The 23,338-nt window shown below is 39.8% G+C and carries 23 protein-coding genes; 4 read left to right on the top strand and 19 right to left on the bottom strand.

Annotated features, from left to right (window positions below):
* Window positions 1-41: 41 nt before the first annotated feature.
* Complete coding sequence (locus Ga0466249_RS05680) at window positions 42-542, bottom strand: ferritin family protein (RefSeq protein WP_215828475.1); 501 nt, start codon at window positions 540-542, stop codon at window positions 42-44.
* Window positions 543-723: 181 nt separating this feature from the next.
* On the opposite strand from Ga0466249_RS05680, the gene Ga0466249_RS05675 reads away from it, so the two are divergent.
* A complete protein-coding gene (locus tag Ga0466249_RS05675; RefSeq protein ID WP_215828474.1) occupies window positions 724-1,059 on the top strand; it encodes a rubredoxin-like domain-containing protein in 336 nt (111 codons plus the stop codon).
* Between the two features lie 160 nt (window positions 1,060-1,219).
* Here the strand turns inward: Ga0466249_RS05675 and Ga0466249_RS05670 are convergent, their stop codons facing one another.
* The 5 genes from Ga0466249_RS05670 to Ga0466249_RS05650 all read right to left on the bottom strand — a co-directional run bounded on the left by Ga0466249_RS05670 (window position 1,220) and on the right by Ga0466249_RS05650 (window position 6,644).
* The gene (locus Ga0466249_RS05670; RefSeq protein WP_215828473.1) at window positions 1,220-1,789 is read right to left on the bottom strand and encodes an ATP-dependent Clp protease proteolytic subunit; all 570 of its coding nucleotides are present in this window, start codon (window positions 1,787-1,789) and stop codon (window positions 1,220-1,222) included.
* A gap of 172 nt (window positions 1,790-1,961) precedes the next feature.
* Window positions 1,962-3,107 carry a M20/M25/M40 family metallo-hydrolase gene (locus Ga0466249_RS05665; RefSeq protein WP_215828472.1) on the bottom strand — a complete coding sequence of 382 codons (1,146 nt, stop codon included), beginning with the start codon at window positions 3,105-3,107 and terminating at the stop codon, window positions 1,962-1,964.
* Window positions 3,108-3,160: 53 nt separating this feature from the next.
* On the bottom strand, window positions 3,161-4,270 hold the full coding sequence (gene menC / locus Ga0466249_RS05660; RefSeq protein WP_215828471.1) for an o-succinylbenzoate synthase: 1,110 nt from the start codon (window positions 4,268-4,270) through the stop codon (window positions 3,161-3,163).
* A 20-nt stretch (window positions 4,271-4,290) separates the two neighbouring features.
* Window positions 4,291-5,403, bottom strand: coding sequence for an o-succinylbenzoate synthase (menC, locus tag Ga0466249_RS05655; RefSeq protein ID WP_215828470.1), 1,113 nt, complete (start codon window positions 5,401-5,403; stop codon window positions 4,291-4,293).
* Window positions 5,400-6,644, bottom strand: coding sequence for an MFS transporter (locus Ga0466249_RS05650; RefSeq protein WP_215828469.1), 1,245 nt, complete (start codon window positions 6,642-6,644; stop codon window positions 5,400-5,402). The genes menC (Ga0466249_RS05655) and Ga0466249_RS05650 overlap by 4 nt, the downstream gene beginning before the upstream one ends.
* 251 nt (window positions 6,645-6,895) lie before the next feature.
* Between Ga0466249_RS05650 and Ga0466249_RS05645 the strand changes: the two genes are divergently transcribed.
* The gene (locus Ga0466249_RS05645) at window positions 6,896-8,218 is read left to right on the top strand and encodes a helix-turn-helix domain-containing protein (RefSeq protein WP_215828468.1); all 1,323 of its coding nucleotides are present in this window, start codon (window positions 6,896-6,898) and stop codon (window positions 8,216-8,218) included.
* A gap of 93 nt (window positions 8,219-8,311) precedes the next feature.
* On the opposite strand, the gene Ga0466249_RS05640 is transcribed toward Ga0466249_RS05645, so the two are convergent.
* From Ga0466249_RS05640 to Ga0466249_RS05620, 5 genes are all read right to left on the bottom strand, one after another.
* Entirely contained in the window at window positions 8,312-9,043 is a 732-nt protein-coding gene (locus Ga0466249_RS05640) for a 4Fe-4S binding protein (RefSeq protein WP_215828467.1), read from the bottom strand.
* 76 nt (window positions 9,044-9,119) lie between these two features.
* Window positions 9,120-9,563: a hypothetical protein gene (locus Ga0466249_RS05635; RefSeq protein WP_215828466.1), complete on the bottom strand. Its 444-nt coding sequence runs from the start codon at window positions 9,561-9,563 to the stop codon at window positions 9,120-9,122.
* Window positions 9,564-9,582: 19 nt separating this feature from the next.
* On the bottom strand, window positions 9,583-10,131 hold the full coding sequence (locus tag Ga0466249_RS05630; RefSeq protein ID WP_215828465.1) for a LytTR family DNA-binding domain-containing protein: 549 nt from the start codon (window positions 10,129-10,131) through the stop codon (window positions 9,583-9,585).
* 483 nt (window positions 10,132-10,614) lie between these two features.
* Window positions 10,615-11,079 carry a pentapeptide repeat-containing protein gene (locus tag Ga0466249_RS05625; protein WP_215828464.1) on the bottom strand — a complete coding sequence of 155 codons (465 nt, stop codon included), beginning with the start codon at window positions 11,077-11,079 and terminating at the stop codon, window positions 10,615-10,617.
* A gap of 601 nt (window positions 11,080-11,680) precedes the next feature.
* Window positions 11,681-12,604: a 5'-nucleotidase gene (locus Ga0466249_RS05620; RefSeq protein ID WP_215828463.1), complete on the bottom strand. Its 924-nt coding sequence runs from the start codon at window positions 12,602-12,604 to the stop codon at window positions 11,681-11,683.
* Window positions 12,605-12,855: 251 nt separating this feature from the next.
* Here Ga0466249_RS05620 and Ga0466249_RS05615 point away from each other — a divergent pair, with 251 nt between their 5' ends.
* Together Ga0466249_RS05615 and Ga0466249_RS05610 are read left to right on the top strand one after the other, a co-directional pair.
* Window positions 12,856-14,124, top strand: a complete 1,269-nt coding sequence (locus Ga0466249_RS05615; protein WP_215828462.1) for a M20/M25/M40 family metallo-hydrolase — start codon at window positions 12,856-12,858, stop codon at window positions 14,122-14,124.
* Window positions 14,125-14,222: 98 nt separating this feature from the next.
* Window positions 14,223-15,971 (top strand): flavin monoamine oxidase family protein, encoded by a 1,749-nt coding sequence (locus Ga0466249_RS05610; RefSeq protein WP_246588511.1) that lies wholly within the window; start codon window positions 14,223-14,225, stop codon window positions 15,969-15,971.
* On the opposite strand, the gene Ga0466249_RS05605 is transcribed toward Ga0466249_RS05610, so the two are convergent.
* The 8 genes from Ga0466249_RS05605 to Ga0466249_RS05570 all read right to left on the bottom strand — a co-directional run bounded on the left by Ga0466249_RS05605 (window position 15,968) and on the right by Ga0466249_RS05570 (window position 23,338).
* On the bottom strand, window positions 15,968-16,807 hold the full coding sequence (locus tag Ga0466249_RS05605) for a Cof-type HAD-IIB family hydrolase (RefSeq protein ID WP_215828460.1): 840 nt from the start codon (window positions 16,805-16,807) through the stop codon (window positions 15,968-15,970). The genes Ga0466249_RS05610 and Ga0466249_RS05605 overlap by 4 nt on opposite strands.
* Before the next feature lie 317 nt (window positions 16,808-17,124).
* Entirely contained in the window at window positions 17,125-17,862 is a 738-nt protein-coding gene (locus Ga0466249_RS27480; protein ID WP_215828459.1) for an FCD domain-containing protein, read from the bottom strand.
* A 142-nt stretch (window positions 17,863-18,004) separates the two neighbouring features.
* Window positions 18,005-18,223, bottom strand: a complete 219-nt coding sequence (locus tag Ga0466249_RS05595; RefSeq protein WP_215828458.1) for a hypothetical protein — start codon at window positions 18,221-18,223, stop codon at window positions 18,005-18,007.
* Between the two features lie 13 nt (window positions 18,224-18,236).
* On the bottom strand, window positions 18,237-18,812 hold the full coding sequence (locus Ga0466249_RS05590) for a GNAT family N-acetyltransferase (RefSeq protein WP_215828457.1): 576 nt from the start codon (window positions 18,810-18,812) through the stop codon (window positions 18,237-18,239).
* 654 nt (window positions 18,813-19,466) lie between these two features.
* Entirely contained in the window at window positions 19,467-20,396 is a 930-nt protein-coding gene (locus Ga0466249_RS05585; RefSeq protein ID WP_215828456.1) for an NAD(P)-dependent oxidoreductase, read from the bottom strand.
* A 21-nt stretch (window positions 20,397-20,417) separates the two neighbouring features.
* Window positions 20,418-21,665 carry a M20 family metallo-hydrolase gene (locus Ga0466249_RS05580; protein ID WP_215828455.1) on the bottom strand — a complete coding sequence of 416 codons (1,248 nt, stop codon included), beginning with the start codon at window positions 21,663-21,665 and terminating at the stop codon, window positions 20,418-20,420.
* Between the two features lie 31 nt (window positions 21,666-21,696).
* Window positions 21,697-22,524, bottom strand: coding sequence for an energy-coupling factor ABC transporter ATP-binding protein (locus Ga0466249_RS05575; RefSeq protein ID WP_215828454.1), 828 nt, complete (start codon window positions 22,522-22,524; stop codon window positions 21,697-21,699).
* The gene (locus tag Ga0466249_RS05570; protein ID WP_215828453.1) at window positions 22,499-23,338 is read right to left on the bottom strand and encodes an energy-coupling factor ABC transporter ATP-binding protein; all 840 of its coding nucleotides are present in this window, start codon (window positions 23,336-23,338) and stop codon (window positions 22,499-22,501) included. The genes Ga0466249_RS05575 and Ga0466249_RS05570 overlap by 26 nt, the downstream gene beginning before the upstream one ends.

The following is a 23,338-nucleotide window of genomic DNA, read 5'->3' as shown; positions in this document are numbered from 1 at the left end:
AATTCGATTGCTTCGAAGTCTTTATTTATATCTTTTATATTTTAATAGTTATCTTGATGATTAAACTCTGCTGATTCTACCCAATCATTAACATGATTTAACATTTCAATAATACTATCAAGTACTTCCACATGTTTTTCTTCTTCATGAATAAGCTCTTCACATATTGCTTTTCCCACTGGATTTTCAACACTCTCTTTTAGGTTTTGGTAAAGCTTCACGCTTTCATTTTCCTTTACCAATGCCGCCTGATAATAATCAAATTGTTCATCCTTAAGTTTTGCAATAAACTCTTTCTTTTCCCCGAAAAGCTCTGTATTATCAGCAAAAACATTTTTAATATTAGTTAAAGAAGGATCTGCCTCGATATATTGAAATGTTTGATTTTTAGCTAATTGAATAATTTCATAGTGACGTTTCTCATCTTCCGCCAGACCTATTAAAACTTTTTTTAGATCATCATATCTGGTTTTTTCAGCAAGATCCCGATAATATTTTTCACCATCTAATTCCATTTTTAATGCGAATTCAAAAATATTCATAACTCGCTCTCCCCTTCTAACTATATTTTATTATCTATTAATAACATTTCAATAAACAAATAATAATTCCTTCTTAATTTTTTATTATTATAAATAAAAATTATTTAAAGAAATTCTATAGTAAGTAATACATTATAATCAATAGATTATAATTATTAATTATAAAAAGGGGTTGTAAATTATGAAAAAATTATTTAAATGCAATGTATGTAACTTCGTATGGGAAGGTGAAACTGCTCCAGATGTCTGTCCAAAGTGCGGTCAACCGCATGAAAAATTTGTAGAATTGACACCAGAAAGTGCCGATAAAGTTTACAAATCCGAAAGAACCAATGACATACATATGGAAATCATCACTTTGATTGATAATATTATTGCTCTTTCCCAGGAAGGCATCGATTTGAATCTTGACCCAGCTTGCGTCAGCGCTTTTAATCAGGCCCTCAATGAAGGCTACATCATTAAACAGCGCTCAAAAGCTGAGATTGAAAATCATATTAGCAAAGGAAAATGGTAAAAAAACAGTTAACCCCCTACATTGGAATAAAATCCAATTGTAGGGGGTTTTTTATCTGTATTTCCTTAGTTTCATTGGCATCATTTTAATTGTGAAATGTTACTTTTATGAGCATGGCATCAATGTCGTTTTGCTCTCTCACTTTTGGGAAATAATCGAATTAGGTTAGATCACTGTATTGCTCAATAATTTGATGCACAATTCCATATGCCTTGGCTTCCTGTGGGTCAAGCCAGTAATTTCTTTGCGCATCCTTTTCAACTTTCGATAACGACTGCCCAGTGCCATCACTAATTAACTTATTAATTCTGCTGCGAGTCTTAATAATCTCATCAGCTTCAATTTTAATATCAGTCGCCTGACCCTGAACTCCCCCTAGTGGCTGATGAATCATATATCTTGTGTTAGGCAGAGAATAACGATCTTGCTTGTCAGCTGCAAGATAAATAGTTATACCAGCACTAGCAACCCAGCCAGTACCAATTACAATGACACGTGGTTTTATAAACTGAATCATATCATGAATGGTGTCGCCGGCTTCAACATGCCCGCCTTGACTATTAATAAACAACTTGATTAGCTCATCCCCCAATTCTTGTAAAATAAGTAATTGTGCCGTTACTTTTTCCGCCAACGCCTGCGTGATTTCTCCAAAAATGACAATTGATCGCGTCTCTAATAGTTTCTCCTGCCATTTTTCTTGATAACTTTTTTCTTCACTATATTCCATACATATCATTCTCCCTCAAGCATTTTCATTTATTGGATATTATTAACATGCAATAATACTATTCTTTGCCTATTAGAAAAGACCTGCTCTTCCACTTTAAAACAGCAATACATTATTAGTTAGCGTCTACTGCAAAAAGTCCTATACCATTATTACAATAAATGCAGTTACTTTACAGTGCATCAATGGATAGAGCTAACAATTTGGCCCGCTGCACTAAGCTGTCGACAAAAATATATTCCCGCGTCGTATGGTTAAATTCTCCGATAGCGCCCATCCCGCATAAGGTTGGCGCTCCGGCGCGAACCGTCCAGCCGGCATCGGATGAACCGCCTCCTACCTTGGCTGTCATTTCTATTCCCAATTTTTTTGCTTGTTCCTGTACTAAAGCAAAAAGCCTTTTATTGTCTTCGGTGGCGAACATCGTCGTAAACCGCTCGGTTAGATTGACAATCTCAGTTTTAGTGCCAAGAACATAATTCCGTGCTGCAATCTCGTTTAAACAATCAACCGCTTTATCGCGGTCTTCTTCTCTGAGATAGCGCATATCGATTTTTACTTTGGCATAGTCAGGCACAGCATTTGCTATTAATCCGCCCTCAATAGCCCCGACATTGCAAGTCAGTCCGCGTGAAAAATCAGTCAGCTTACTGATGGCGATGGCTTTATATGCGAGTTCAATAATGGCATTTGCGCCTTTTTCCATATCGGCACCGGCGTGAGCCGCTATGCCTGTTACCTGCATTTCTGCATACAGATTGCCCTTGCGGCCAATTAAAGCCGAATGGCCAGCGCTGGCTGTTTCCATATTAAACACGGCATGCTGCCCTTTAGCTGCTTCTTCAAACAGCTCGGCCGCATTGGTATACGGATGGGCATGCTCTTCGTCACCACAGAAAAACACCGTAATATCCTTATCATTCCAACCTTGACTGTACAAAGCCAGCAGTGCATAGAGTGCGATCGCAATCCCGCCTTTCATATCCAAAACCCCAGGCCCATAAGCCTTGCCGCCTTTAATGGTAAAGGGGCGCTCGGCTGCGGAACCTTTCGGTTGAATGCAGTCCAAATGCCCCATCACCATGACTTTTTTGTCACCTGTGCCTTTTTTGAAAGCCTTAACATGCGTACATATCCCTGGCGTTGTCAGATATTCTACCGTAAACCCCATTTTATCAAGCATGCCGCCAATGAGTTGAGCCACTTCTAAATTACCCTCAGGATCATCGTAGCATGAATCAATATTGACAATTTGCCGTAAAAATTCAATCAAAGCTTGTTCGTGTGCCTGAATTATGTTTAAAACTTTTTCCATCATTTTTCCTCCCACTCTCTCCGGCCTATCTTCTATGACCCGCCAACTTCCTGCTTTTACTTAAATATGTCCCGGCTGACCATCAGCCTGTCAATTGCCTTTTCATCTACTGTATACGAAACTCCATTAGTTTCGTCAGGGACAATAAGCGTACAACGTTCCGTAATATTTACAGTCGGTATGGTAATATCTTCGTCAAAGTAACGATTGCTTGCCGCAATATCATTGGCCAAAGTGAAATGCGGCATACTGGCAAGCGATATGTTCTGCACACGGCCAATACCGAGCTCGGTCATCCCGCCGACCCAAAGGGGAATGCCATGCTTCCTGCATAAATCATGGATTTTGATGGACTCTGAAATCCCACCGACCCGGCTTGATTTTACATTAATGACCTTGCAGCTGCCAAGCTCAATGGCTTGCCTGGCGGCTTCCAGAGAAATAATGCTTTCATCAAGGCACAGTCGCGTTTTAATCGCCTTTTGAAGCACTGCATGGTCAATGATATCATTTTCCCCGAGCGGCTGTTCAATATAGCACAGATTATATTCGTCCATGGCTTTAAACAAATCAATATCTGCCAGCGTATAGTCAGAATTGGCATCCACGGTCAGCGTAATATCCGGATAATGGCGCCGTACTTCCTTGATTACTTCAATATCCCAGCCCGGACGGATTTTAATTTTCGTACGATGATAACCTTGGGCCAAATATTTTTCAATTTTTTTAAGTAAATCCGGAATTGTCGCTTCAATGCCCAGACTAACCCCTACCTTTACTTCGTCACGGGTGCCGCCGATTAATGTCTTAAGCGATTTTCCCTCGCGCTGCGATGTAAGATCCCATAATGCATTTTCCACACTGGCAATAGCCAGACGGTTGCCGCGAATAAAAGACACTTTCTCTATAAATTCTTCGGGTCCTGCAATCTCCTTATGCAACAAGAGAGGTACTAAAATATCCTTAATAACGTGATGACAAGTTCCATTATCCTCCGGGTTATAGAGAGGAGCATAGAATGCCTTGCACTCCCCGTATCCGATCAAGCCTTCAGAATATATTTTTATCAGCAAGGCATCCCTTTCCACAAAACGGGTAAAACTAGTTTCAAACGGATGGACAAACGGAACTTTCACCCGAATGATATCTATGCGATCTATTTTCATGTACTAAGCCACCATTCTATTTATCTTAAAAATTCTTTTTTCTCATATGTGAAACGTTCTAATAATTCCGGAACAGGTTCAAAACCAATTCCGGGCTTGTCAGGAACCTGGATCATGGCATTTTTGTCAATAGTCACAGACGGCGACATAAAATCATGTTCATAGTAGCGGTCAGAAGCTGGAACATCGCCAGGGAACTGATAATTCGGCAGCGACGCTACCGAAATATTATGTGCCCGGCCAATGCCAGTATCTAGCATACCGCCGCACCATACCGGCATGCTGTGCTTGGCGCATAGATCATGTATTTTTCGGGCTTCCGTAAGACCGCCAACACGGGCAACTTTAATATTAATGGTTTTCATACTGCCAAGTTCAATCGCTTTGCGGGCGTCTTCCACAGAATGAATGCTTTCATCAAGGCAAATTCTTGTCTTCATTACCGACTGCAACTTGACATGGTCAACAATGTCATCATCGGCTAGCGGCTGTTCAATCATAAGGAGATTGAGCTTATCCAGTTCTTTAAATAACTCCAGGTCATTCAGCGTATACGCTGAATTAGCATCAGCCATCAGCATGATATCACCGAACTCTTTACGGACAGCGGATAAATATTCAATATCTTTACCAGGCTTAACTTTGACTTTAACCCTTCTATAGCCTTCGCCCATGTATTTTTCAACAACTCTAACAAGATCTTCCGGGCTTTTCTGAATTCCTAAGCTGACGCCTGTTTCTATTTTATCCCGCGTACTCCCTAAAGCCTTAGAGAGCGGAATATTTTGTTCTTTGGCATAAAGATCCCACAGCGCACAGTCCACAGCGGCTTTTGCCATCTTATTACGACGAATCCAGGCAAACTGTTCGTACATTTTTTCCGGACAGGAGATTTCGTCCGTGCTGAACAGTGTCGGAATAAGAAACTGTTCGATAACATACCAAGCAGACTCGATCGTTTCCTCATTATACCAAGGAGCGGCAAAAGCCGAACAATCGCCATAACCCACATAATCTTTGGAATAAATTTCAGCTACGATAAACTTTTTCGTACGTGTAACGCCAAAACTTGTTTCAAATGGCACTTTTAAACCCATTTCCATTTTGCGCAGTACAATTTTTTTTATTTTCATGATAGGGTCTCCTCACTATTAAGTACTTTATTACTGTCTTTTCTATTTCTAATACTGATACTGGCCACTGCCGACAGACAAGCAGCGCCAATTAAAAACCAGAATGCGGCGTCATACGAACCATTAAAAGCAGTAACCATAAGACCAATCAATAGGGGAGCAATAAAGCCTGCGGATTGCCCGCCCATATTAATTACCCCGGATGCTGAACCAGCGATCGAACCTGGCAGCAATTTCATCGGTAAGGCCAACGATGCGGCAAAAACAAAGGATTTGAAGAAGTATACCAAGCTTTGGAAGGCAATAACCATAATAACATTCTCTGCCGTATACATAAAATATAGGAAGAAGGCGGCTAATAAAGCAGCAGATACTAATAAATATTTTTCCCTGCCGTCAAAAAAGCGGTCCATCACCCAGCCGCCTATCGCGGTAGCAATCCCTGCGGCCACAAACGGCAGCGGCGTTAATATCCCTAGCGATTTCAGATCTAAGTGACGAACAGTCAAAAGATAAGTCGGCATCCAGGAATCCAGACCCTTGTTGACCAGGCTTAAGGCAAACCAGGCAAGTGTCAGCTGCCAAATAAGCGGCATCTTTAATAGCTCTTTCATATTTATTTTTGGCTTGCCGCTTGCGACTGCTGCTTCTTCCTCCTGTTTGATGGCTGGTTTTACCAAAAACCAATACAGAGCAATGAATGCAATACCTAAAATACCAAACGAATGAAACATGCCTCTCCAGCCAAAGTACATCATTAAAGGAACCACCAGCATCGGCGCAATGGCGCTGCCCACATAATTGGAAGATAATAATCCGGCAGTCATTTTGGGCCGTTCTGCTTTAGGAAAATATTCGGCAATCCCTTTTAGCGCGGACACCGCAAACGGCCCTTCGCCAATGCCAAAAATAAAGCGGATAACAATGAGTGCAGTCAGGGACCAGGCATAACCTGTACCAAGTGTAAACATAGACCAAACAAACAAGGCGCCAATAACAGCTATTTTCGAGCCGAATTTATCGGCGAGCCACCCTCCGGGAATTTGCATAATAGCATAACCGACAAAAAATGTACTAAGAACTACTCCCATCGTTGAAGGATTTAAACCAAATTCTTTGCTGATAGAAGCCAACGCAATGTTAATGGCCACGCGATCCACATAGGAAATACAAAAGCCGAGGTAAAGTAACCCAAAAACCAGATACTTATTCGTACTATGCGATTTTATAAAATTTGCCATGACTAAACCTCCCCAATTTTAAACCTATCTCTTGGTCTCTATTTCTTTGTCTAAGAAAAAAATAAAGCCGCTAACACATATGTGCTAACGGCTTCTTTGCCTGTATTATTAAATTAAAAAAGTGCATCATTTCGTATGGCATGCAGACACGAAATTTACAATGTCTTTTATTAATGCTATTATATACGGAATACCACGTCTTTAATAGTTCTTTATATTGTCCTTAAATATATTTGAGCAGGTGATTGTATTTGAAGCTAGGTATGCCTATGCCAATAGAAATTGCAGATAAAATTATGCCCATACTCAAAGAAGAATTTTCTCAAATCGAACCCGTTCCTTATATCTATAAATCGTTTATCGAGATCCCCGCCTTGATTAAAGACCAGCAAAATAAATTAAATGCACTGTTATTTGCCGGCAAGACGGCTATGGCATATACAGAAAAGTATGTTACTCCGACTATTCCCTGGGAATATCCTGCGCGCAACGGGTCTTCCTTACTGCAAGTACTTTTGCAGATTAGCCTGTCCAACGAATATTCTATTTCTCGCCTTAGTATGGACTTATTTGACAAAAGGCAGTGGCAGGAAACTTGTATGGAATTGGGAACTAACTATTTAAACGCCGAAATTTTTTATGTACCTGATCATCCCGATGAAGAAAACTATGTCGACTTGGTCTATCAATTTCACGAACAAAACTATATCTATAAAAAAGCTTCCTGCTGCATCACTGCTTTTTATGCCGTCCACCAGCGGCTTAAAGCTAAAAATATTCCCTGTTATTTTCTAAGGCCTACGGGTAGCACCATTCGTCAGGCACTGCACAAAATTCAGCTGCATCATCTTGTTCAAGTCAGCCAGCAAAGTCAAATTGCCGCACTCTATATTCAAATTGACAGGCCCAATGAATATTCGCTGTTTAATGATGATGAATACCAGTATATTATTGACCGTACTAATGTTACGCGGCAAATCTACATATTTGCCCAGCATATTAAGGCCGCCGTAGTCGAAGTTAGCGTTCAGGAATATCTGTTGTTTTCCACTAAATACCTATTAGAAAGCGTAACAAATAACTTCGAAAATATTGAAATTTTGCACTCTGTCAAAAACCATACCGCCAGCACCATCAGTCTAGGCATTGGCTATGGCGCCACCGCGCAGGAAGCCAAAGCCAGCGCTAGGTTGGGCATGCGGCGCGCCAGCAGTCTAGGCGGCGATGCCGCTTTTATTGTCTATGATAAAAAGAACATCATCGGCCCCATCAGGCACCCGAATTCTCAGCTTTCACCTGATCTAGATACTAAAATTGACAAAAAATTCCTTGACATTTCCGACAAAACCATGATTAGTGTCACAACCATTTTTCAGCTGCACAGTATAATAAAACACCAGGGAAAGAATCAATTCACCTCAACAGAGCTGGCCGAACTCCTAAAAGTCAGCCCCAGAACTGTAAATCGAATGATTGCAAAGTTAGTCCAGCATAATTATTGCTTTGAAGTAGGCAAACGCTCCCCTGATAAAGGCGGCAGACCAAAAAGGATTATTCAGTTTGCCATTCCATAGCACATTTTTCAGCAACTCAAAAAGCCTGTAAAATCCTATTCTATAGAAGATTCACATGCTACATATTTATTTACCGAAGTGGGACCGCAAAAGTCAAGATATGGAAGAGGATTCAGTCCTTTTACCGAATTTCGGACCTACTGCAAATGAAATTGCTTTGTTAGGACATGCATCAACGCATACTCCACATAGAATACATTCCGCACTCTCCATTGAATTATTTTGAACCATTTCTTGAACAGGAAGACTCATAGCACATTTACTAGAACAGACTTTGCAATTAATACACCTATCTTTATTGCCTTTTATCCTAATAAAGTTGGTTCGTAAATATGCACCTAATTTATTACCAATAATCATAAATGGTGCCATCCAACACACACAATGGCAAAACCCGCGCCGCCCGATAGTAATTGATAAAATTACAATTAATCCTACAAAGAAATAAAATATGATATACTCCGAAGGCTCTGCAATAGATATTCCCAATTTTGTTCCAAAAAACGGATCAATCGTATATAACCCGCCTGCAATAAAAACACAGGCTACTATTACGCTTAGCCATGGAAACCATAGCAAATATTTAATTTTATTATACTTTTTTTCCACAACCCGATTGTCATTTACCGAGGTGCATATTTCCTGCAGCCCGCCCGCCGGACAAATCCACCCGCAAATTATTCTGCCAAAGAAAATAGCTACTAAAAACATAACCATAAACATAATGAAACTTCCGGTAATAATACCACGCACAGCGCCCATAATTATCAAAACCGGTGAAAAATAATACATCGTTATCGGGAATAGCAAAAACGAACTCAACATCAACATTCTCCTAATTTGCTGCCTAGTCATAACGATACCTCTCACTTCATAATTTTCACAACCGCAAAGCTTAACATTATTCTTCTATTTGCGACAAACGCTGATCACGAAACTGTTCCCGTTTTTTGCGTAATTTTTTATTGATATAGATAAATTGCCGATAATTGGCATAGGCTACAGCCATACCGAATATTTCTGCTATCACTACCAGAATAATGACTTTTCCCAACGGTAGTCTGCCAATGCACTCGGTCGCAATCATCGTACCAATTCCAATTATCAAAAATATGAAAATCCAGTGAAACACCGACTTTCGATAGTTTTGACCAGCCATCCATAGACAAATGCCTCGAATAAAAGTACCGATAGCTGCACCCGCCAAAATGGACGACATTAAAATACGCAGCATTACTGGCTCATAAAGCTGTACCAGCAGTGCAGTTGCTCCCACTAGTAAGCCAACAAATCCAGAAGCAACGGCTGTCCAAGCATAAGCCTGAAGATTCTCTGTTTGATTCATCTTTTACACTCCTCGCCAATCATAGTTCCAGAAATACACGGAAATCTTTTACATATGTCCGCGATACTTCTAATTCCTTGTTATTTGTCAAGTGAAGAACATATCGGCTGCCAAACCAGGGAACAATTTCCTTGACGTTTGCAATATTCACCAAAAGAGATTTGCTAATGCGGATGAAACCTTTCGGTCTGAGCGAATGCTCTAGTTCATAAAGTTTGAATTTAACATTCAATTGCTGAGTAGCACTAACAAGATATACTGAATTTCCCATGGCTTCAACATATAAAATCTGATCATAGGGAATCAGTTCATAAGTATCTTTACTCTCACGCCAGCCGCCAATCACCTGACGCAGACCATCCCGACGCCCAGCCAATGTATCGAACAAATCTGTCAAATGTCCCAAGTCCTCCGGTGAAAAATTAATAACCACTCCTTGTTCCGGTGCCTCCTGACCTCGTTCTACTAACGCCACATCACCAGCTTCTCCCACAACTAGCCCCCTAGAAATCAGGTGCTCTGTCAGCAGCGAGCGAAGAGCACGAGAGCAAAACAAACGAATATTCATAGCATCACCTCTTTACTTTCCAAACCTCTTTTCACCAATTGGTTCAGCGAGTCCATCGCTAACTTTTCTCATCCAACTGATATCCTCTGAGTTAGTAATAATACCATTATATTGGCAAAAGGTTTTCACTATTAATTAACTCATGCATTTCCAAATGGTGCTATTCATGCACTTTTGACTGCCGTCAGAAGTCGCCATTTACCACTTCCTCCTCACCAATGCAAACTGTCACTTAGATTACTTTTATATTAGCAAATTTCTCTAGATACACCAACCATTACTTGATAAGTGGATTATAAACGCCAATAAGCCGCTGTTAGTAATACATAAGCTACTTATTTAGTCATCCGCTTATCAGGTAAATTTAAGTAGCGGAATCATTCGTTTCTAAATTAAACAATAAAACAAATGAATCTCCCCTTAAAAGAGCAAAAACTCCAAGAGCTAATACTCTTGAAGCCTTAATTTACAGGTGTTTACTTTTTATTTATAGACGACGGGTCTATATGTGCCCCAGTGCGTTGGGCGAGTAAGAGACGAGGGTAACTTTGTGCTCGCATCCCCCTTCGCTGCATTCATTTGGGCTTGGGTAAGAAAGATACTCTTCGTAAGGTTGGCTCCTCTGATGTCAGCATCTCGAAAATCAGCTCCAATGAAATCAGTCCCAATCAGCTCGTTTCCTCTAAGGTCGGCAGCAATAAGACAGGCTCCTCTCAAGTCAGCTCCTCTAAGGTCGATTCTTCTGAGGTCGGCAGCAACAAGGTCGGGTCTTTGACCGAAAGTCTTCTGATGCCCCGAATAAGCCTTCTTTCCATAGCAGGCTTCAGATCGCACAAGTTCACTGGCTCTTTGGAGTAGTGTATTAACCTTGGCTCGGTGTACTGCTACGTCCAGTTTCAGGAGAGAGTCAGGACTGAGATGAGTAAGTCGTTCCGTTTCATCGCGCATGGTGCTAAGAACACCATGGATAGGACGGGTTGGTTGTAACGTCAGCGTTTCTGTCAAATACCAGAGCAACTCATGCAGTTGCCGCATAATTAGGAACACCTCGAACATTTGCTGCGCAGATTCTGGTTCTTTCCGCCAGTCGTGTCCACCAAAACTGACTTGGGCAACCTTCTGTCCCGCGCCAAAGCAATCAAAAATAATGCACCCTTTAAGTCCCTGTTCCTTGAGGTTTTTGTGAACACAACAGCGAAAGTCTGGTTGCAGATTAAGGCAAGGCTGACCTGCATCTTTATCGATTGGGAAACCTTCCATAGACGAAAAGTATAGTGCAACACAGCACAAACCAAAACAGTTACCGCAGTCAGCTCGCAGATTGCGGTAACTCTTATCAGGGATAGGCACTGAATCCTCGTGATTCTCGGACAATATCTGAATATCCTTATTCTCATATGGATATTTCATATCCATTCACCTCACATTCACAAAATTTTAACAATCTTTACTCGGCATAGCCACGCCCATTGAACATCAAATCCCAATCCCGCCATGTATTTTGATCAATACTTGCCGATATATTTTGATTACCTCATTGTTGACCATCTTACTCATCATTTTTTACACCACTAGGTACATGACCAGTTGGTACCACTTTAGATGCATTTAAACAGTAAGTATGTTGGTCATCGAAAAATATATGTGGATCAAAACTTTCCAAAATTGATGCCTTGTCTAACCCACCTAAAAAAAATGCTTCGTCAACCCCAATCCCCCAAGCTCGCAATGTTTTTATTGCCCTTTTATGTGCCGGTGCATTCCTCGCAGTAACCAAAGCTGTTCGAATTGGTCGTTTATCATAATGTTTATAAGTATCCTGCAATTTATTTAGAGCAGTTAAAAATCCTTTGAATGGACCTGGAGTCAAAGGTATTTCAGATTTTTCCGCTTCATTTTTTTTGAATTCTTCCAGTCCCATTTCAACATTTATTCTTTCGGCCTCATCACTAAAAATTACGGCATCACCATCAAAGGCGATTCTAATTTCATCCATAGTCTCGTCCATCTTTTCACTTTTCTTTAAATAATCACCTGTAAAAATAGTTGCACTTGCATATCCGTTTTGAAGTGCTAATTTTACGTCTTCGGGATTAGCAGATAAAAATAGATCGGCATTAAAAGCTTTTAAATATTTATAAGGAGATCTTCCCCTTGTAAATGCGGCTCTAGTAATCGTTAAACAATGTTGTTCAATGGAATTAAACACCCTTAGTCCCGTATTAGGATCATTTTTTGAAATCAATATTATTTCTACCATATTTTGCTTTGTCTTGGGATCACGAAGTGCTAATAGTCGCTTTATTAAAGGAAATGCTACACCACAACTTAATAGTTCATCCTCGTGTTCAATCTGAAATTTTGTATATTCTTCTTCTCCTTTTTCTTCGAATATCTGATTGCTTTCGTCTAAATCAAAAAGAGCACGAGAAGAAATCGCTATAACCAATTTTCCATCCAGAGTAACCGCCATGGAACAAACCTCCACTCTTTGGTACCATAACTTTATAGTACATATTTCCCATATAAAAGAGAAATCCCTGCGAAATTAATACAAAATTCAGCAGAGATTTCTTTCTTATTATCCGTATTGAGTTATTTATATAAAATCTCCAACGGTTGGATTACAATATTATAAGAAGATTGTAATGTATGACTAAATTCAAAAATTATGACTTGATTGCATGCCATCACCCAAATAATCCAAAGCAGGAGGAGTTTTAAATGTTTTCAACCCAAAAGATGTATCAGATTTCCCCTGAAGTTAAAGCTGTTTATACCCAACTCATGTCTTGCCATCTGGTCCAGAATACCCTTTCCTTTCTTGTTACCGATGAAAAAGCTACTATTTCTGATCAAAAAAACATCACGGAAATTCCCTCTCCCCCTTTTCAGGAAAAAGCAAGAGCAGATTATTACTTGAAACGATTGACTGATCTTGGACTCAAAAATGTTACGAATGATAGCGAAGGAAATATCTTTGGCCTTTATAAAGGCTCCAGAACTGGGCCCAAACTTTTTGTCTCTGCACATCTAGATACTGTTTTCCCTGCAGGTACGAAAACCTCTGTCAAAAAAAAAGAAGATCGCCTTTATGCGCCTGGTATTGCGGATGATTCGCGTGGCTTGGCAGTAATACTTTCTATCATCCGTTCCCTAAATACAACCGGAATCAATACCGTAGGAGACATAATTTTTGGCGGAACCGTAGGAGAAGAGGGTCTCGGCAATCTTCGTGGAGTAAAAAACTTTTTCCACAATCACCAAGATATTGACGGATTTATATCGATTGACGGAACAAGGCTAAATATGATAACTTATCTGGCCACTGGAAGTCGCCGTTACGAAATTACATATCACGGGCCAGGCGGTCATAGTTTTAACGCTTTCGGGCTACCTAGTGCAACCCATGCTTTAGGAAGAGCGATTGCTAAAATTGCAAATTTAGACACCCCGAAACAGCCCAAAACTACCTTCACTGTTGGCACCATAACTGGAGGTACTTCAGTAAATTCTATTGCCGCAGCAGCTTCTATGCTAATAGATATGCGCTCCAACAGCAACGAAGAATTACGAAAACTCGAAAAAAATATCTTCGCTTGTATCAATGAAGCTAGCTCCGAAGAAAATGCTCGATGGAATAGCAATGAAATAACCGTTAATTTAAAACTAGTGGGCGATAGACCCGCCGGACAGCAATGCCCAAATTCAAAAATAGTGCAAGCAGCTTATGCTGCAACAGTTGCTTTAGGCAAAGATCCTGAATTAAGCCCGGCTAGCAGCACAGATGCGAATTATCCTATGAGTTTGGGTATACCGTCGCTCCGTTTGGGCGGAGGTGGATTGGATGGGCAAAATCATTCTCTTGATGAATGGTTTGACCCAACCAACTCCTATTTAGGACCACAAAAAATATTATTGACGATTCTTGCCCTAGTAGGAGTAGTGGAAAATACCCAACCTCTGCTACCATTCCTTAAAAATCATTCTTAAATTATTAATGCTTTTGGCTCATATTTACTAAGAACTTTAATATAATTATCCAAGAATATTTTTTTAAGATTATTCTGTTTCAAAGGAGGTTGAATTTGATGCCATTATACTCACACCCTTTGCAACCTAATAATCCTTCTTCCTTGCAACGAAACGAAATCCTGCAATATGCTTTAAACAATGTAAACCGTCCAGAAGATTTTGGTAACATAAAAAAACTACTGGAGCCTCCGGTGGATATTACAACCATTACACCTCCTGGATCATTTGCGGGAGTTAAGGTGGGAATTATTGGTGGTGGATTAGCAGGTCTGGCATCAGCCTTTGAATTACGCAAACTCGGCTGTGATATAACAATATTAGAAGCATTAGAAGAGCGAATCGGCGGCAGGGTCTATACCTATCACTTTGACAAGCTGAAAAAACTTTATGGCGAGTTTGGTCCCATGCGTATACCTGTTTGCCATAATACAGTCTGGCACTATATAGACATATTTAAATTGAATACTCGCCCTTTCGTACAGAAGAACGGAAATTCCTTTATATTTGTGAGAAATGTGCGTACTCGCAATCGAAATAAAGATATTATGAAAAAAATTTATCCTGAATTCAATTTGCGGTCATGGGAAAAAGATACTCCCTGGGACGAACTATTCGATTTTCTAAGTGCTCCCTTGTATCAGATGGCACCAGCCGTGCGAAAAGAACTTTTAGAGATTAAACCTTATTACCATCCTCAGATACAATACTGGAACAGCATCAATTTTCGCCAGCAATTGGAGTGTGTGCCTCTGAGCCAGCCAGCTATATCCCTCAGCGCAAGTATTGCCCCTCTTACTGGCACCGCTTATTATGATAGCGATACCGAAGTATTGGCTGAGTACTATCCCTTGATTTTTTCATTTCTATATGAAATTATAGGCGGATCTGCAAATCTTCCCTTGGCCTTTTATAAGTCATTGATTTCTGTGGCTCCCCACGAATACCAGGATATTCCCAACAATAAGCTTGGAAAAATAACATGGAAAAGGGGAAATCGCGTTAACGGAATATATCTGTCTAGATCAAATAACCAAGTGATAGTAAAACACATGAACAGGCATCTGAATATAGCTTATGATCACTTTGATTATGTAATCTGCGCCATCCCATTTTCCAGTCTGCGTACAGTAGAAATCAACCCACTACTTAGCGATAAAAAGATGCAAGCGATACGAGAAGTGAACTATAAAGTCGCACAGAAAACTCTTTTCTTATGTAATAGACGTTTTTGGGAAACAGGCGGTCCCAATACACAAATCGTTGGCGGTGGTTCTTATACTGATTTGCCTATTTCAATGATCTGGTATCCTTCGGATCATGCTGAATGCATTTTAAAAGATTACAGAAAAGACCGGGTATATCAGCAAGAATCTCCTTTTGACACATGGACTATTAAGCCCATGTGCTCACCGGAAGATCCCGGCGTGCTGCTGGCTTCATATAATTTGAGTTTGGATGCAGTACGATTAGGAAATCTAAGTGATACTTTGCGTTTTGCAGAAATTAAACGGCAAGTAGAGGCCGTTCATGGCCTTACAGAAGGATACCTCGATTCAGTAGTTGAAGATTTCAAAACCGTTCAGTGGAATCGTGAAGAACCTTTTTATGGGGCATTTGCCGCTATGCAGCCCCAGCAAAAAAGCCTATTCTTATACGCGATGGCACAGCCGGAATATAATAACAGATTATTTTTTGCCGGTGAACACATTTCAACTCAACCGCATTGGATGCAAGGAGCATTAAGCAGTGGAATAAAAGCGGCAAATGCTCTAGCTTATTCTTGTAGAGGTAATACGATTTTTTAAAATTTATTTTCTAAAACAAACCTATTTATGGCGTTGGCTACTCCATCATTGTCATTAGAATTTGTTATATAATCGGCTTTTCGTTTTACGCTATCTAAAGCATTTCCCATAGCAATGCCCATACCGGCGTATTCTATCATCGATAAATCATTTTCACTATCGCCTATGCTTATAATTTCTTCACGCTTCAGATTGTAAAATGACGCCAGCATTGCTACTGCTTTTCCTTTGGAAATTCCCTTGCGGGTAATTTCAATATTATATTTTGAAGAATCGACGATTTCTAACTCTTTTATATTCTTTAGTTCCTTTCGCAATTCATTAATTAAAGATGGATTTCTATAAATAATCTCGCATTTTACGATATTATCCTTTTCTTTATACAATACTTTTTGCCAGCGTTTCCAAGAATAAACGTACTCGATATCTATTTTATTGCTTCTCCCGCCTAATATTTTAGTTGCAACATTAAAAAGCTTAAACATGATATTTCCATAATAAAACTTATATGGAGTACAAAAATAAGGATTTATGCGATGCTTATGAAATATTTTCAGCAGTTCTAGGGATAAGCTTTCGCCAAGAACATCCTTGTAAATAACTTCATTATTATTTCTTTCTTTTATGAAGGCTCCATTTGATGCTATCACTGGGGACTTCACACCAATAAGATCCGAATAATATTCGGCATCCGTATATATTCGTCCAGTACTTATCACAATATGAATACCCAGCTTATGGGCCTTCAATAGTATTTCTTTCGTTCTTTTTGTAATTTTATGCTTATTATTCAAAAGAGTCCCATCAACATCAATACAAACTAGTTTATACGCCATAATAGCCTCCTTTCCCTAAATAATTTAAACCAAATTGTCCCCTACTTTGCACTGGTTAATTTCTTGCCCCCTATAATTATGAATCAAATTTAGTCTATATTAGTTTTAGTCATCAATAACCAATTATTCTTCTTTCTACTCATATCACACCATAAGCATATCTGTAGTAGTGGATAAGGGACCCTGCGATTCGCAGGGTCCCCTTTTATCACATACCACAAACCTTTATTTCAGACGCTATTGCCACATCCTGTCATACACGAACAAATTTATTGAGAACAAAATAAAAGCTTACTCAAAAAATCAGACAGTACCTCTTAATTTAATTGATCGATGGTCTCCCAATACTTCTCCACATCGGCAATGAGATTATTAATATTTTCCACCACGGCTGCTCTGGCGCCCTCTCCGTTACCACTTGCTATATTTTCGACAATCTTCTGATGGTCAGTAACATGCAGCAAACTATGAACCTGGCGCTTAATTTGCTCCATCACTGGCGGTAACATGGTATCCTGCCTAATCAGAGCTACAGCAGCTGCAAGTACACGATTGCGCGCCATATTTGTAATCTGGTTATGAAAATTAACATCCTCAGCCGCCGCACTATTGCCGTTTTTCAACATTGAAAACTGCCGAGCCAATACTGCTTTCAGCTTACACACTTCATCCGGCTTGGCATTCTTGGCAGCAAGATAAGCAAGTTCACTTTCGATTGCTCTTCGCGCAATCAACACTTCCAATAATTCTTCCTTGCTATGGCCTTGAACTGCAGCCAGCAGTTCTTCGCCAAATTTAAACTGGCGCTCCCTCTCTTTAAGTTCAGCCAATCTGTCTATCCCTATATTCGATAAATTCCGTCCACGGAAACCTGCTTTTTGGGTAAAACCAGCGAAATCAAGATCCCGCAAGATCCTGCCGACTGTAGCTTCACTGAAAGAATAACCTACTGCCTGTAATTTGATTGCAATGGAGCCACAGCCCATGGGCTGTCCTGCAGCATCTCTTATTATTCTGAGTATATCATACTCTACTTTTTCCCTATCACTAAGCACCCATCTTCCTCCTAAATAAACTAACTTAGATATATCATTCTCGACATAGCAAAATTATTCCTTGTTCTTCCAACCCCTTTCCCCTGCATTTCAGGCAAAACAGAATTCGGAGCAAGTCCAAGAGAAGTAAACAATTTTATCATTAACTAGGGCTACAAGGAGTCAGGACATGGTGAATAATTACATTTCCACTAGTATCATTATTTCGGTCAAGCATAACGAAGTCACCAACTGCAGGATAATTCGATAAAGTTTTCACATCAAAACATAATCTACTGGAAATTTCTGCGGTTAACTCACCATTTTCTGTTACGCTCTTGTATAAGTCTTTGTATTGGGAATTTACTCGCACACCTCCCATACAAGCTTCCTCCTCATACAACATTCATAAACTCGCAATCAGATTTCAACAGAGAGTAACAATACTGGTTTACAAATTTTCCTCGGTTATATTCATACTCTCTAAGGATTCCGTCTAGCTTGAATCCTAACTTTTCAAGAATTCCTGTTGATCGGATATTTCCATAATTGACAAAAGCCTCAACTCGGTTAAAATCCATATAGTTAAACCCATAAGTAAGGATGGCTATTAATGCTTCTGTCATGAATCCCTGACACCAATATTCTTTGCCAAGTTCATATCCTATTTCGGCCCGAAAATGTTCTTGTTTAACATTATGAAACCCACATGTGCCAAGCACCTTGTTGTCTGCCTTTCTAGTAATCGCCCATCTGATTCCTTCATTTTTTTCCGGCAAACTATTTAAAAGAACAATCATATCTAGGGTTTCTTCTATACTCTGAAATGACTCAAGAGAAAAATACTCCGTAACAGCCGGATCAGACCAATATTGATGCAGTATTGCAGCATCATTGGCTGTTATCTGGCGACAGACCAATTGCGCCGTTGTTATAATGGGAAATATTCTTTCGTTAGTTTCTTTTGTCAATTTAAACACCTCTCAAATAATATTACTTACATCATTGGCAACGCTTTAAATTTCATCGAAACTCTGGAGAATGCATTATAAATTTAGAAATTCCAATAGAATATCTTACTTCAACATAACAAAAATAAAAGCCGCAAAACGGACAGCAATCCGCTTACGGCAAATGTTAAAGTAAAATGAGCATGAAAAAGCCGTACAAAATGCACGGCCTTCAAGCAACTCATATGATATATAAGAAAATCAAATGCCCTAGCTGTACCTAAAGAAGCATAAATCAAATAAGCCTTTCAATTTTTGAAGGTTTTATCAATTACTACTTCTTCATATCCGCGCAAAGCGCGAACCAATATATAATTGGTTATTGTAAGGTACAAGCAAACATCCAAAAACTCCCTTTGTAATAAATTAATTCTATTATACATTAATGCAAAGAACTGCGCAATCATAGATTTTTATGATTGCGCAGTTCTCATTTTAATTCGACATATCAATACAAAAAGTGCTCCTAAAAAGCACAATATTCCTACCTGGAGACATGCATTGAAGATTATGGAATTATTGGTTTGCGGAAAATATATTAATGGCTACAAGGGAATATGACGTCTTTTTATCAAGTGAGTAGCCGTTTTTGGCGTTTGGTTGTAGTGCTCTAACCTAACGGCTCAGAGCCTGATAAATATTTTGAAAAGATACTCTAAATATATTGATCGCCGCGTCGACCGTTCCACCACCAACATGAGGAGTCGCTACGACATTGTCTAAAGTAAGCAGTGGATTATCCGGTTCGACCGGTTCATTGGCCCACACATCTATCCCTGCACCTGATATTTTTCCCGCCGCCAAAGCATCATATAAATCTTTTTCATTTACTACATTTCCCCGGCCAACGTTAATTAAAATAGCATTTTGTTTCATAAGCCCTATTTGTTTCACTGCAATCAAATTTCTGGTTTCATTCGTCAAGGGAACATGAATGCTGACAATATCTGATTTTCTCAATAATTCTTCAAGTCCCGCATAAGTTACATCGTATTCTGCTTCAATTTCCGACGTTGCTCTCTTGTGACTATAGTACAAAAGCGAAGTCCCAAAAGCTTTAGATAATTGAGCTACACTTTTTCCAATATGACCCAAGCCTACAATTCCATGAACCTTTCCTTTGATCTCATAAGAACAAGAACGATACGTCCACATGGACCAAGTCCCAGATTTTATTTCTTGATTTAAAATGCTAATTTTACGATAAACATCTAGAATTAAACCAATTGTCAATTCGGCGACGCCATTGGCATTCCCACCGGGCACATTGCGAACAAGAATTCCTCGTTTTGCAGCAGCAATAGAATCAATGTTATCTGTTCCCACACCCATTTTCTGAATAATTTTCAATTTAGGAGCCCGACTCATAAATTCATCATTAATGATATAGGTAGCGGTAAGAATTGATTCTGCTTTCGCTAATTTCTCTGCCTTCTCAACTTCCCCCAGTTCATCAAAAAAGATTAATTCGATTTCCTTTGGTGCCTCCAAGCACAAGAAATGTTTCATTTCCTGTGTAATGGAATCAAGAAAAATACAATTCACAAGTAACCCTCCCCTTATTTTTTAACATTGTGGTATCGAAGCAATACGCTTCATCGCCTGATTAAGAATTTTCAGCCCTTTCTCGACATCGGCCCAGCGTGTAGCCTCTTCCGGTGAATGACTAATCCCGTTCAAACTCGTAACAAAGATCATACCGCACTGAGTAATCCTGGCCATAATTTTGGAATCATGCCCTGCCCAACTTGGCATTTTTTTCACTTTCTGCTTTACATCCATGGCTGCCTTACTTAACTCCTCAGAGATTGTCGTACCGAAGTGTACAGCAGGAGCAAATCTTCTCTCATTGACCATTGCTTTTACATTATATTTTTCTTCCACTTGCCGTAACAGTTTTAAGATTTCCAAATGAACGTTTTCCATCGTCTCATCATGAGCCGCTCTGGTCTCAATCGTAAATTCTACTTTCCCCGGAATCACATTGGTAGCCCCCGGCGTAACTTTAAACGCACCTACCGTTGCCACATACAACCCCTGAGAGGAACAAGCCGCCTTATAAACTTCCTGAACCACCATAGAAGCTGCCACCAAAGCATCTCTTCTTCGATCCATGCGGGTAGTACCGGCATGATTGGCATGTCCTTGTATCGTAATCCAATGACGGTCAATTCCAACAATGTCGGTAACAATCGCACAAGGCTCTCCCGATAAATCCAGTTCCTGTCCTTGTTCAATATGAAGCTCTAAAAAAGCAAATACCTCATCAGGAACAATGCTACTATAGGCTAATGCTTCATAGTTCATGCCATTATCGGCAAAATACTCGGCTAAGGTCTTACCTTGTTTATCATGTAGCGCAGCAAACTTTTCCATGGTCATCTCGCCAACAATAAATCTTGTTCCCATACAGCCCAAACCAAATAAAGTTCCTTCCTCTTCAACGGTCGCAATAATTTTTACCGTTCTCAGCGGTCGATATCCAGCGATCTGCCAAGTGCGTATGCACTCAATAGCTGTTAGCACACCTAAAGCCCCATCCAGGCTGCCACCTTCTGGAACAGTATCTAAATGAGAGCCAACCATAAGATAGGGAAAATTGGGTTCAGTACCTAAATACGTTCCAATTAAATTTCCTATTGCATCACGCTCCACTGTCATCCCACATGTCTCCATAAGCATTGTAACAAAAGCTTGGCCCTGCCGCCAAGCTTTTGAGTAGGATAATCGACTTGTGCCGCCATTACCCATTTTACCAATCATATCTAATTTTTCAATATGGGCTTGTACTAAGTTGATGTCAATTTCAGTCATCTTCTTCTCCTATCAACCTGATTTTGTGTTTTCATGCTCCTGTAGACCTTTTAAACTCTTCGACAAATTCCTCGGGAGATAAGGCGGGACGTGCCATTCCAAGCCCAAAAGAAAAGGCAAAAATATCCGGCACCTTCAAAAACGTTTGATGTAATTTTTCTTTTTCCAAAAAAACAGCCCGAGGATCGCCATCCAATAAAAGAGTCCCATCAAAAGTAACCAAAATACGTTTTGCATATTCTGCCGCTAACTCAATATCATGGGTAATGATAATAATCGTATGCCCTTTAGCATTAAGCTCCTGAAGCAACTTCATAAGTTTTTCCGTACGCGACTTATCTTGCCCGCCTGTGGGCTCATCTAAAATAATCACATCGGGCTTGATGGCCAGAACGGTGGCAATCGCCAGCCTTTGCCGCTCTCCGCGGCTTAAACTATGCGGATGACGCTGCTCCTTGCCTTCAAGTTCCATGATTTTTATTGCTTCTTTCGCATTTGCTTCAATTGTATCTTTAGGTAGACCTAAATTTTTCGGTCCAAAAGTAATTTCTTCCCAAACAGAAGCACAAAATATCTGATGATCCGGATTTTGAAACACATAGCCGACGGTAGCCGCCAATTTGGAAACCGGTGTAGATCTTGTATTCATTCCTTTGATCAGAACTCTGCCGCTAGTTGGTTGTAATAAGCCATTGAAATGCCTAACTAAGGTGCTTTTCCCTGATCCATTTTGCCCTAAAATAGCGATGAAATCCCCTTGATTGATTTCCAGGGAAATTCCCTTTAAAACCAACACTTCACTTTTACCATAAGCAAACTTCAAATCTTCTACCTTAATAATCGGCAATAATTTTTCCATAAATCGCAACTCCTTCCTCAACATTCATGGGAAGTTCAGTCGTTTTACTTAGACCCAATAAATGAAAGGTATCTAAATATGCTTGTGAAATTTGCGGCAACTTAATTCTTGCATCACCATACACTTTTTTGAAAAATTCTCTTGGCACCTCTTCATACTTAATTTCACTATCTCGTATTAAAATCATCCGATCAGCAATTTGCGCCAAGCGTGGCGGGTCATTTTCAACAATAATAATCGTAATCCCTGATTTTTTTAATCGATTTAAGACATCGAAAATTTCTTCTCTGCCCAACGGATCTAGTTCACGTGTCGGCTCATCAAGAATAAGAATTTCCGGTTTCATGGCAAGGACTGAGGCAATCGCTACCCGCTGCTTTTGTCCACCAGAAAGCTGATCCGATGCTTTATAACGATATGGAAGCATCCGCACAATTTCAAGCGCGTCGATTAATCGTGCTTCCATTTCCATCGGAGGTATCCCAAGATTCTCCATAGCAAATACGACATCGCTTTCAACATTGAGATTAAAAGATTGATTTTCCGGATCTTGCAGGACAACCCCAACCTTAGCCGCAATATCTTTTACTGTCATTTTCAAAGTATCCTGACCATCTACCCATACATTTCCTTCCATATGTCCGGGGATTAAGTGAGGAATCACCCCGCACATAGCCATACATAAGGTAGTTTTACTATCGCCAAGAATGGCCATACATTCACCTTTTTTTATGGTAAGGTTTATATTCTTTAATACAGGTTCAGCTTTTTTGCTATATCGAAAAGTTAAATTTTCAACTTTTATTACATCCAT

Source organism: Pelorhabdus rhamnosifermentans (assembly GCF_018835585.1).
Taxonomy (GTDB): domain Bacteria; phylum Bacillota; class Negativicutes; order UMGS1260; family UMGS1260; genus Pelorhabdus; species Pelorhabdus rhamnosifermentans.
The sequence above is the reverse complement of the archived record's forward strand: the minus strand, read 5'-3'. Positions and strand labels throughout refer to the sequence as shown.